This window comes from Ferrimonas futtsuensis DSM 18154 (genome assembly GCF_000422645.1).
GTDB lineage: Bacteria > Pseudomonadota > Gammaproteobacteria > Enterobacterales > Shewanellaceae > Ferrimonas > Ferrimonas futtsuensis.
Window position 1 is genome coordinate 1 of the sequence record NZ_AUGL01000009.1, and the last position, 11,918, is coordinate 11,918.

Annotated in this window: 8 protein-coding genes; 7 read left to right on the forward strand and 1 reads right to left on the reverse strand. The window is 59.5% G+C overall.

What is annotated here, in order from left to right; genetic code table 11:
- Window positions 1-849 precede the first annotated feature (849 nt).
- Entirely contained in the window at window positions 850-1,425 is a 576-nt protein-coding gene (efpL, locus tag G505_RS0107290; protein ID WP_028108979.1) for an elongation factor P-like protein EfpL, read from the reverse strand.
- A 459-nt stretch (window positions 1,426-1,884) separates the two neighbouring features.
- Between efpL and G505_RS0107295 the strand changes: the two genes are divergently transcribed.
- The 7 genes from G505_RS0107295 (at window position 1,885) to G505_RS0107325 (ending at window position 11,872) form a co-directional block, all read left to right on the forward strand.
- Entirely contained in the window at window positions 1,885-3,480 is a 1,596-nt protein-coding gene (locus G505_RS0107295; RefSeq protein WP_028108980.1) for an FAD-binding oxidoreductase, read from the forward strand.
- Entirely contained in the window at window positions 3,477-4,964 is a 1,488-nt protein-coding gene (locus tag G505_RS0107300; RefSeq protein ID WP_051215959.1) for an FAD-dependent oxidoreductase, read from the forward strand. The genes G505_RS0107295 and G505_RS0107300 overlap by 4 nt, the downstream gene beginning before the upstream one ends.
- Window positions 4,957-6,504: an FGGY-family carbohydrate kinase gene (locus tag G505_RS0107305; protein ID WP_028108982.1), complete on the forward strand. Its 1,548-nt coding sequence runs from the start codon at window positions 4,957-4,959 to the stop codon at window positions 6,502-6,504. Before G505_RS0107300 ends, G505_RS0107305 begins: the two co-directional genes overlap by 8 nt.
- Window positions 6,505-6,671: 167 nt before the next feature.
- The gene (locus tag G505_RS0107310; RefSeq protein ID WP_028108983.1) at window positions 6,672-7,229 is read left to right on the forward strand and encodes a porin family protein; all 558 of its coding nucleotides are present in this window, start codon (window positions 6,672-6,674) and stop codon (window positions 7,227-7,229) included.
- A 117-nt stretch (window positions 7,230-7,346) separates the two neighbouring features.
- On the forward strand, window positions 7,347-7,904 hold the full coding sequence (locus G505_RS22375; protein ID WP_051215960.1) for a histidine phosphatase family protein: 558 nt from the start codon (window positions 7,347-7,349) through the stop codon (window positions 7,902-7,904).
- Window positions 7,905-8,010: 106 nt separating this feature from the next.
- Entirely contained in the window at window positions 8,011-8,856 is an 846-nt protein-coding gene (gene modD, locus G505_RS0107320; RefSeq protein WP_028108984.1) for a ModD protein, read from the forward strand.
- A 202-nt stretch (window positions 8,857-9,058) separates the two neighbouring features.
- Complete coding sequence (locus G505_RS0107325) at window positions 9,059-11,872, forward strand: FAD-binding and (Fe-S)-binding domain-containing protein (RefSeq protein WP_028108985.1); 2,814 nt, start codon at window positions 9,059-9,061, stop codon at window positions 11,870-11,872.
- Window positions 11,873-11,918 lie beyond the last annotated feature (46 nt).

The following is an 11,918-nucleotide window of genomic DNA, read 5'->3' on the forward strand; positions in this document are numbered from 1 at the left end:
TGCCACGGCTTGATAACTCCGCTGACTCGCAACAACCTCACCAATGGCGGTTGAATTGCCTGGACTTCGACTCTGTTACCAGCCTCGTCAGTCAGGAGGTTCATAATTAACGGAGCGATACCAGCACTTCAGGATCACGACAATCCCTATGGCCTATAAGATTCTCTGTGTACGCTTCACCCAGATTGTTCGATTGGTTGTGGCTGCGCCACTGAAAAGCATCGGCTAATCCCTATCTCCGCCTTGGGCGCAACACTCGATACGGGTGACTGGTTAGGCCTTACCCGACGGGGACTTTCACCCCGCAAGATGCATCAAGCTTCGCTTGACGCACTAACAGCTTATTATGCGGCGACTTGCCGCCTATCACTCATTAAAACCTTGCCGCCTATCATACATGCACCAGTTCAGTGCAGATTCGGCAAGTCTCTATAGCTTCAATGGAAGCTTGCCTTTTTAAACTCAGTTCCTGCCATCAGAGTTGCGTGAAAGGCGGATCCTGGTCGGGGAAAGGCGGATTGCCCACACAACTGTATATATATACAGCACCTTATGATTTGAAGTGAACACTTGCAGAGTGAGCGACCATTTACACCTATACAACTGATTTAAAACACATTTAAATCAAGATGTACTGACAGGCAGCAAGGCTCCGCCCTCGGTAGCGCCTAAAGTGCCCCGAAAGGTTCTTATCTTGCTGATTTATCGAATGAACTAAGTTAGCGGGATTTGCCACCGATGAGAAGTGGATAAGTCACATTGGTGAGCCTTAATCGGTTCTCCCGTCAGGCTATGTTATTTGGGATACAAAAACCCGGCACGCGGCCGGGCTTCGATGCTGAGGAGCGTTTACTTGCCGTCGGCGCGGCTCATGAACTTACCTTCGGCGGTGTTCACTTTGATCTTGTCGCCAGTGCTGATGTACTCGGGCACTTGAACAACCAGACCCGTAGTCAGGGTGGCAGGCTTGGTGCGAGAGGTCGCGGAGGCACCCTTGATGGAGGGGTCAGTCTCCACGATTTCCAGGTCAACGCTGGTAGGCAGCTCAAGTGCCACCGGGTTACCCTCTACCGCCAGTACCTGAATGCCCTGAGTGTCCTCGGTGAAGTACAGCAGTTCCTCTTCAATGCTTTCCTTGCGGAAATTGAAGGGGGTGTAGTCCTCATTGTCCATAAAGACGTACTCATCACCGTCGATGTAGGAGAAGCTCACCTGATGACGGCTAAAATCAGCCAGGCTCAGGATCTCATCGGCTTTGAAGCTCTCATCGAGCTTGGCGCCGGTGGCCACATCGTACATACGCATGCGGTACAGACTGCTGCCCGCGCGGCCGCTGGGGGTCAGCTTGGCGATGTCCTTCACGGAATACACTTTACCGTTGTGCTCAACAACGGCGTTCTTTTTGATTTCACTAGCCTTTGGCATTGTTACTCAGTCTCAGTTAACGTGCTTTGGATGCAAATTACCATCTAGGGAATATTAGGCAAGCATTGAAGCTACGGCACCCTGAGTTAACCGGTTTCTGAGTTTGTTTTTACATCACCTTGTAACGTCAACAGTTCCCACCAATTCAAGTGCAAAAAATCACCAATTTTGATGACGACAGGCATCAGCCCACCTTGCTAGTGTAAGCGAGTGTTGTAACCGACCTCCTTCATCAACCCTCCGGGGTTTGCTGTCGCCACTCCGTTTGAGGTCGGGCAGCAACTCAGTGATCCCTGCCGGTGGCTTGCCCACCGGCCTTTTTTTGCCCTGCGAACATGGCCCTGCAGCAGCATTCCTTCCTGTTCATTCACCATCGCTTTTCAAACACTTGTATAAACCCAAAAAATCCGTAACTCTTAGGTGATAAACAAAAAATTAACAACATGAACAGGATGTCTCATGGAAAAGGTATGGAATGGTTGGGGAGACTTAAACAAGCAACGCCCCTTGCCCCCCGTTGCCAAAACGGTACTCACTTCTCTTCTTGGTCCGGGCCACCCCCTTGGGGAAGCCACACTAGAGGAAACGGCCCAGGCTCTGCCTGACAGCCGGCTCCCAGCCCACGACCTTTACTCCATCGATCCCCAGACCCGGGCCCGCTATTCGCGGGGTCAGAGCCTGGCTGACTGGCTGGCCTTCAAACAGGGTAAACTGGGCTGTGCCCCTGATGCGGTCGCCTTCCCCGAAAGCCGGGACGATCTGCAACAACTGCTGGCCATGGCAACGAAGAATAACTGGGTGGTCATTCCCTATGGCGGTGGCACCAGCGTCGCCGGCCACATCAATCCCAGGCAGGGACAACGTCCGGTCATTACCCTCTCCATGGAACGGATGACCCGTTTGCTGCACCTCGATCCCGTCAGCCAGCTGGCCCGGTTCGAAGCCGGCGTCAGGGGGCCGGATCTCGAGGCACAGCTCAACGCCCGAGGCTACACACTGGGCCACTTCCCCCAGTCGTTCGAGTGCTCTACATTGGGCGGCTGGATCGCCAGCCGTAGCTCGGGTCAACAGTCCCTGCGCTATGGGCGCATCGAGCAGCTGTTCGCCGGCGGATTGATCCATACCCCCAAGGGCAACATCAATCTGCCTACCATACCCGCCAGCTCCGCCGGGCCTGACTGGCGTGAAGTATTCCTAGGCTCAGAAGGCCGCATCGGCATCATCAGCGAAGCGGACATGCGGGTGCAGCCCCTGCCTAAAAAGGAGCAGTTCTACGTCTCCTTCTTCCCGAATTGGGACAAAGGTCTGGACGCGGTGCGCGACATCGCCCAGGCGGGGATTCCCGCCAGCATGATGCGATTGAGCCATCCAACCGAAACCGACACCCAACTGCAACTGGCGCTCTCACCGGAGAAGCACCGCCGCCTGATGAAACTGTTCCGCCTGTTGAAGGTGGGCGACAAGCCGGCCATGCTCACCTGGGGCGTTACCGGCGACAGAGCCCAGGTACGCCACAGCACCCGAGCCATACGCCGCACCCTGCATGATCATGATGGCAGACTGGCACTCAAGGGCCTAGGTCGCCACTGGAAGGAGAACCGTTACAACGCGCCCTACCTGAGACAGAGCCTGTGGGAGCACGGTTATCTGGTGGACACCTTCGAGACCGCTGCCAACTGGGACCGCATCGAAACGTTGCAACAGCAGATGGAGCTGAGCCTCAAAGCGGTGGCCGGCGACACGCCGCTGCTCTGCTATACCCATCTGAGCCATGTCTACAAGCAGGGGTGCAGCCTGTACACCACCTATGTCTTTCCCGCCAAGGAGGATTTCGATGCCAGCCTGGCCCAATGGCGCAAGTTCAAAGACGCCGCCAGCCGCGCCGTTGTGGAGGGCGGCGGTACCATCAGCCACCAGCACGGCGTCGGTGAAGATCACAGTCCCTACCTGCACGTAGAGAAGGATGAGCTGACCCGCTCCGGCATTCAGGCGCTGTTCGACCACTACGACCCTCAGGGTCAGATGAATCCGGGTAAGCTGCTGGAGTCGCCATGATGAACCTCACCGCCAGAGTGGCGGACACCCGCGCCAGACTCGACGCGGGAGAACGTCGCTACGACATCATCGTGGTCGGTGGAGGGATCAACGGCGCCGCAGTCGCCTGGTTGGCGTGTCACAACGGCTTGAAGACCCTGTTGCTGGAGGCTGAGGATTTCAGCTCAGGCACCTCCAGCCGCTCCTCCAAGATGGTGCACGGTGGCCTGCGCTACCTAGCAAAAGGCGATTGGCGACTGACCCGGGAAGCGGCCCGCGCCCGGGATGCGCTGATGGCTCACCATCCGTCACTGGTGCAACCCCTGCCCTTCTGGTTTATGCATCCTCCTGGCGGCTACCCCAAGCCCTGGATGATGCAGGTGGCGCTGCAGATCTACCGAGCCTTCGCCCCAGGCTGCCGGCCGGGCTGGCTGTCACAACAACAGCTTCAGGAAGCTCTGCCCTACCCTCTGCACCAGATAGAGGGTGCCAGCAGTTACTTTGACGCCATCAGCGACGATTGCGGCCTCATCACCTGGCTGCTCCAGGAAGCGGTGCGTGAAGGGCTGGATCTCAGCCACTACAGCCCGGTGGACAACCTGCTGGAGAAACATGGCCGCTGCACCGGCGTTCAGGCGCAGATCGACGGCCACCCCATGCCGATCACCTCAGGCTGCGTCATCAACTGCGCCGGAGCCTGGTGCAATCGCCTGACCCCACTGCCAGGCAACCAGGTGATTCGTCCACTGAGGGGCAGCCATCTGGTATTGCCCGCCTGGCGTTACCCGGCCCCGGCGGCGCTGACCTTTGCCCATCCGGAGGATGGCCGGCCTGTCTACCTCTATCCCTGGCAGGGCACCTCCATCATGGGCACCACGGATCTGGATCATGACGCACCGCTGAATCAGGACGTCGCCATGAGCCGGGAGGAGTTCGATTACCTGTGGCAGGCTCTGCATGCCCTGGACCCCACTGCTCAGGAGGACGACATCCTTGCCAGCTGGAGCGGGGTCAGGCCGGTGGTCTGCTCCGCCTCCGAGCACTCCGCCCCCTCGGACGCCAGCCGGGAACACCTGATCTGGCAAGAGCCCGGACTGGTGAATCTCACCGGAGGCAAGCTCACCACCTTCCTGGAAACCGGACAGCAGGTGCTGGAACAGGCCGCCGCCATGATCGAGGCGCCATTGAGAGAGCCGGAACTGCCTCCGGTGTCACAGCAACACGAGGCTGGCGAGCCCATAGGCGCCGCCACCGTGTGCTGGAATCAACTGGAACACGCCATCGAACAACAGGCCATTGCCCATCTGGATGACCTGTTGCTGCGCCGCACCCGGCTGGGACTGCTGCTGGGACGAGGGGTACATCATCATCAGCCTCGCATCAGCTTGCTGTGTCAGCAGTACCTGGGCTGGAACGAAACACAGTGCCAGCAGGAGTGGGACAGATATTGGCGCCTGTGGGAGCGCTATTACAGCCCACAGCCGTTCAGGTGCAGCAATGTCTGACGCCATTCTCGCCATCGACAACGGCACCCAGAGTCTGAGAGCCCTGCTGTTTGATCGCCAGGGCAACGTATTGGACAAAACCCAGATCCACTTCTCTCCGCCCTATCACACCCCACAACCCGGGGCGGCGGAGATGGATCCGGAGCTGTACTGGCAGGCACTGCTGGACTCCGTCAGGCAGCTTCACGACCAGGGCAATGACCTCAGCATGGTCAAGGCGGTAACCCTCACCGCCCAGCGCACCTCCCTGGTGTTCCTGGACAAGCAGGGCAATTCACTTCGCCCGGCGGTGCTCTGGACCGATCAACGCCAGTGCCGCGAACTGCCGCCGCTTCCCTGGTATCTGAGACCCCTCGCCTGGCTGCCGGTAGTGGGACAAAGCTTTAACACCCTGCGCCGCCGCGCCTTCAGCAACACCCTGGCCAGCTACGAGCCCAAACTCTGGCAACGCTGTGCCAAGGTGGTACAGGTGGGAGGCTTTCTGACCCACCGCCTGACCGGCCACTACCGGGACAGCACCGCAGGCCAGGTGGGGTATCTGCCCTTCGACTACAAAAAGCAGCGATGGGCCACACCCAACAACTGGCGCTGGCAGGCCCTGAGCCTGGTGCCTGACCAGATGCCGGAGCTGGTGGCTCCGGGGGACACCCTGGGTGAATTGTGCCCGGACAAAGCCGAGCAGCTGGGTCTGGCCGCCGGTCTGCCAGTGGTGGCCGCCGGAGGTGATAAGGCCTGCGAGATCCTCGGCAGTGGTGGCCACCAGGAGGGGGTGGCCAGTCTGAGCTTTGGCACCACCGCCACGGTCAATGTGGTCAGCCCCCGCTACCGGGAAATCGTGCCGCTGATGCCCGCCTACCCAGCCGCGGTCGCCGGCGAATACCTGTGTGAGGTGATGCTGTTTCGCGGCTTCTGGATGGTCAGCTGGTTCAAGGAGCAGTTCGGTCAGCTGGAACAACTGCTGGCCGAGGAGCAGAACACGGTGGCAGAGAAGCTGCTGGATGAGCTGATCAATGCGGTGGAACCCGGCAGCGAAGGATTGATCCTCCAGCCCTACTGGGGCGCCGGAGTGCGCCAGCCTGGCCCCGAGGCCCGGGGCTCCATCATCGGCTTTAGCGATCATCACACCCGCGCCCACCTCTATCGCGCCATCATCGAGGGGCTGGGCTACGGGCTGAAAGAGGGCCTGGAGCGGGTGGAGAAGCGCACCGGCGCCCACACCCAGCTGTTACGGGTGTCCGGGGGCGGCGCCCAGAGCGACGCTATACTGCAGCTGACCGCTGACCTGTTTGGCGTGCCGGTAGAGCGCGCCCACACCACAGAAACCTCCGGCCTGGGCGCGGCCCTGTGCGCGGCCCTGCACCTTGGCTGGTACCCGGACGTCGCTCAGGCGACTCAGGGGATGGTTCGGGTGGGAAAACGGTTTGAGCCCAATCCATTACACCACCAAAGGTATCGCACCCTGTATAAAGAGGTGTACCTCAACCTCTACAACAGGTTGCAGCCCCTCTACCACAGACTGGCTCAGTTAAGCCGAGACTGATCTGAGGCCGGCCAGAACATTAAACGCCCGCCTGAAACGGGCGTTTATATTTTTTAAGTACCGGATTAAGCGGAGGTTAAGTTTGGCCCCCTCTGGTTCAGAGTGGGTTCAATTAGGGCGCGTATGGTAGGACCCATCGACAGACACAACGTCATTGGAGCATTACCATGAAAAAACTGACCGCAACCCTTATCGCCACCGCCCTTCTTTCCACCTCTGCCCTGGCAGCTGATGTACAGTGGTTCGCCGGCGCCGGTGCGGGCTGGCAGCAGGACACCATCAAGGGCGACGCCCACAAAGACAGCGATGATGTGGCCTGGCAGCTGCGCGGCGGTGCCATCCTGAACGACCATCACCGTTTTGCGGGCACCTACAGCTACAAAGAGGACAAGTTCAATGTGCTGGGTGACTCCATCAAGCAGGAGCAGCACCTGTTCCTGGCTTCCTACGACTACCTGTTCCCCGTAGGCAACACTGGCAAGTTCAACCTGTTTGCAGGCCTGTCCGCCGGTGTGGCCGACAACAAGATTGCCAGCGATTCCCAGAGTGATTTCGTCTGGGGTGGCCAGGTGGGCGCCGAATACCGTCTGACCCAGAACTGGAGCACCGAAGTGGGCTACCGCTATCTGGATCAGGACTATGAGAACGATGGCCCCAGCATCGGCCAGAACTTCTCCCTGGACGATACCCAGCAACTGTACCTGTCCATCGATTACCGTTTTTAAGCGAAGTTGAGAGTCAACGCCTGAGCTTTTGGCGCGGTACCCTCCCCCAGGGCCGCGCCCTTTTTCGTTCATTGATGGTATACTGCGCCCCCATCAGTCACTCATACCACACCCGCCGTGACCCAGTTTTATTTGATTCGCCATGGGGAGACCCTGTGGAACCGCCAGCGCCGCCTTCAAGGCAGCCAGAACAGCCCCCTGACCGACGCGGGCCTGGCCCAGGCCGAAGCCCTCTCCCGGGAGCTGGCCTCTCTTAAGTTCGATGCCATCTACGCCAGTCCACTGGAGCGGGCGCGCATCACTGCCGAAATCATCAACCAGCCACACGACCTGCCTCTTCAGCTTGATGATGGCCTGAAAGAGCGCGCCTTTGGGGTGTTAGAGGGGTGTCACCGGGGTGAACAGGGTGAACTGTGGCAAGCCCTGTCTCTGCGCTTCAGTCAGAACAGCGTCGACGTCCCAGGGTTTGAACCCGCGGATCAGCTGCAATCCCGCGCCCTGGAAGCCCTTCATCGCATCCACCTGGCACAGCCACAGGGGCGGGTTGCCGTCGTCAGCCACGGGGAGTGGCTGCGCAGCGTAGGCAACGCCCACGGAGGCCATCCGGCCTGGTCAGATAACACCCCGCTGCAGGCCAACGCCTCTTTCATCACCCTGAATTGGCCACTGGGCTAACACTCCGAGCTGAAAATGGGATCTGCTCCGGGTTTTCCCGGAGCCAGCCTGACCTAAAATCCACTCCTTTGATTTCAGTGACTTTTATGTCCGATTGGAGTGGATAATGCTGTACTTCTCTGACCAAGAACTGGATGCCCTGATCCTTGAGGACATTCCCCGGGGTGACCTCACCAGCCGAACCCTGAATCTGTCCAACCAAACCGCCACCATAGAGTTCCGCCGCAAGCAGGCCGGACCGGTCGCCGGTCTGGATGTGGCCGCACAGATGCTGCAGAAGCTGGGCCTCACTCCTGAAGTGCACGCCGCCGAAGGCGATTGGGTCGAAGGGATGGCTCTGGTACTCAGTGCCCAGGGGCGTGCCGATCGGCTCCACAGTGCCTGGAAAGTGGTTCAGGTGGTCCTGGAGTGGTGCGGTGGCGTGGCACAGTGCACCCGTGCCATGGTGGAGAGCGCACGAGTTCATCAACCCCATGCCCAGGTGGCCTGCACGCGCAAGAGCATACCCGGCACCCGCAAGCTGGCGACCGCAGCGGTGATTGCCGGCGGCGGTACCATCCATCGCAGCGGCCTGAGCGATTCCCTGCTGGTTTTCACCAATCACAGGAACCTGCTGACGCATCCCGAGGATTACCGGCGCATGGTCGACCAGGCGCGCAGCCACGCGCCCGAGCACAAACTGGCCATTGAAGCGGACAACCTGGATCAGTTGCCCGCCCTGCTGGCCGCCGGCCCCGACATCATCCAGTTGGACAAGTTTACCCCAGCCCAGGTGGCCGATGCCCTGGCCCTGAAACAGCAACTCGGGGCAAGCTGCCAGCTCTCCGTTGCCGGGGGGATTAATCCAACCACCATCGCCGAATACGCCGAGGTCGGCGCAAGCCTGTTTATTACCTCTGCGCCCTATTACGCCCCCCCTCAGGACATCAAGGTGGTTATCTCACCCAACTGACTTCAACCATCACACTTTGCACACAAATTCCACAACCTGAGTCACACTTTCGGCGTGATGCAAGTCACTCTTTCTGCTGCAGGTAGCACAATATTATTCGCTATAAAAAATAAGCTACTAAGCTTTATAGCAGTCAGAACAAGCATCCATAACAACAGAAAATCCGGGCCCATCCCTGCGGGCCCGCGCCGGAGGGTACGCAATGAGCATCGATTATTCTCAGGTCCACAGAGAACTTCTTTCCCGACTGGGGCCCAAAGCGGTCACCGATGATCCCGTACGACGCTTCGCCTGGTCCACCGATGGCAGTTACTTTCGCATCGTGCCGCAACTGGTTGTGACCGCAAACTCATTGAAAGAAGTTGAAGAAACCCTGGCCGTCGCGCGTCAGCATAACGCGCCGGTCACCTTCAGGGCCGCAGGCACCAGTCTGTCGGGTCAGGCGGTGGGAGAAGGGATTCTGCTGCGACTGGGCTATGACGGTTTCCGCAAAATAGACATCAGCGAAGATCATCACCACGTCACCCTGGGCGCGGCGGTGATCGGCGCCGACGCCAACGCCAAACTCAAACCCTTCGACAAGAAGATCGGCCCGGACCCGGCAACCCTGGCCTCCTGCATGGTGGGTGGCATCGTCGCCAACAACGCCTCCGGCATGTGTTGTGGAACCACGGAAAACAGCTACAAAACCATCGCCAGCGCCAAGCTGCTGTTTGCGGACGGCACCTATCTGGATACCGGTGATGAAGCCTCCAAGAAGGCATTCGCCGAAAAACGTTCCGAGCTGCTCAAGTCCCTGACCGAACTGGCGGAGGAGACCCGCAACAACGAGGTCCTGACTAATCGCATCAACCACAAGTTCGCCATCAAGAACACCACAGGCTACAGCCTCAATGCCCTGGTGGACTTCAGCGATCCCTTCGACATCATCAACCATCTGATTGTGGGCTCCGAGGGCACCTTTGCTTTCGTGGAAGAGGTCACCTACCACACCGTGGTGGAGGCCAAATTCAAGGCCTCAGCCATGGCGGTGTTCTACAACATGGTAGACGCCGCATCGGCGATTCCGCCGCTGAAGATGGACGCGGTCTCCGCCGGCGAACTGCTGGACTGGGCCTCCATCAAGTCGGTCACCGGCAAACCCGGCATGCCGGATTGGCTCGCCGACCTGCCGGAAGGCTCTGCCATTTTGCTGATCGAGTGTCGTGCCAACGACCAGGAAACCCTGGAGACCTACACCCAGCAGACCATCGATGCCATCAAGCACATCGAAACCGAACGTCCCATCGAGTTCAGTACCGATCCTGCCGTGTACGGCAAGTACTGGGCCATGCGCTCCGGCCTGTTCCCCATCATCGGCGGTGAACGACCCAAGGGCACCTCGGTGATCATCGAAGACGTGGCCTTCCGGGTCGAAGATCTGGCGTCGGCTGCGGCGGATCTCACCGATCTGTTCCATAAGCACGGCTACCCGGAGGGGGTGATCTACGGTCATGCCCTGGACGGCAACTTCCACTTCATCATCACCCCTCACTTCAAGCGCCAGCAGGATATCGACCAGTTCGACCGCTTCATGCAGGACGTGGCCAAACTGGTGATCGACAAGTACGACGGCTCCATGAAGGCGGAACACGGTACCGGCCGGGCGGTAGCCCCCTTCGTAGAGATGGAGTGGGGCGTTCAGGCCTACGAGATGATGAAAAAGCTCAAGGCCGCCTTTGATCCCCAGGGGATTCTCAACCCGGGCGTGGTACTGAACGAAGACAAGGAGATCCACGTTAAGGCGATCAAACAGGCCGCCGTGGTAGACGACTGGGTGGACCGCTGCATCGAGTGTGGCTTCTGTGAGAAGACCTGCCCCACCTCAGAACTGAACATGTCGCCTCGCCAGCGGATCACCACTCTGCGTGAAATCGCCCGTCTGGAGCAGGAGGGCGAGCAGCAGGCCGCCGCCAAGCTCAAGGCGGACTCCCAGTACGACGTCATCGACACCTGCGCCGCCTGTCAGCTCTGTACCATCTCCTGCCCGGTGGACAACAACATGGGGATGCTGGTGCGCCAGCTGCGTACCGACCTTATCGACTCCACCGCGCAGAAGGTACTGGACTTCCAGGCCAAAAACTTCGGGGCGGTCAACGGTGTGCTCTCCACCGGCTTCAACATGCTGCACGGCATCCACAAGCTGACCGGCAGCACGGTCACCGGCAAGATCATGGATCTGGGCCGTAAAGTCTCCAAAGAGGTTCCCTACTGGGATCCCAGCTTCCCCAAAGGCAGTAACCTGCCGAGCCCGCAGCCCGGCAACGGCGCCGACAAGCCCCAGGTGGTCTACTTCCCTGCCTGTGGTGGCCGCACCTTCGGCGCCACTCCGGAAGATCCGGATGACACCACCTTGCCGGACGTGATGGTGACCCTGCTGGAGCGCGCCGGATACAACGTGCTGGTGCCGGGCAACACCCGCCAGCTGTGCTGTGGCCAGATGTGGGAGTCCAAGGGAGACTACAAGAACGCCGACTTCAAACGCAACGAGATGGTTCAGGCCCTGAAGGAGATGACCGACAATGGCCGCATCCCGGTGATCATCGATGCTCTCTCCTGCACCAAGCGGACCATGCAGGACAGTGACATCGACTTCAAGATGCTCGACGCCGTGGACTTTATCCATGACGAACTGATGGACCGTCTGCCACCCTCCCACAAGAAGGGCTCGGTGGCCCTGCACGTGGGCTGCTCTGCCACCCACATGGGCGCCGGCGCCAAGATGGAGGCGATCGTCAACCGCTATGCCGAAGAGATTGTCCGCCCCGAGGGGATCATCTGTTGTGGCTTTGCCGGTGAGAAAGGCCTGTACAAGCCGGAGATCAACGCCTCGGCGCTGCGTCACCTGAAGGAGCGTCTGCCCGCAGAGATCAGCGAAGGCTACTACGCCAATCGCATGTGTGAAATGGGCCTGACCCGTCAGAGTGGCATCTCTTACCGCCACCTGGCCTACCTGGTGGAAGAGTGCACCAGATAACGGCATCAGAAACAGAAAGAGGGCTCAATTGAGCCCTCTTTTTTAT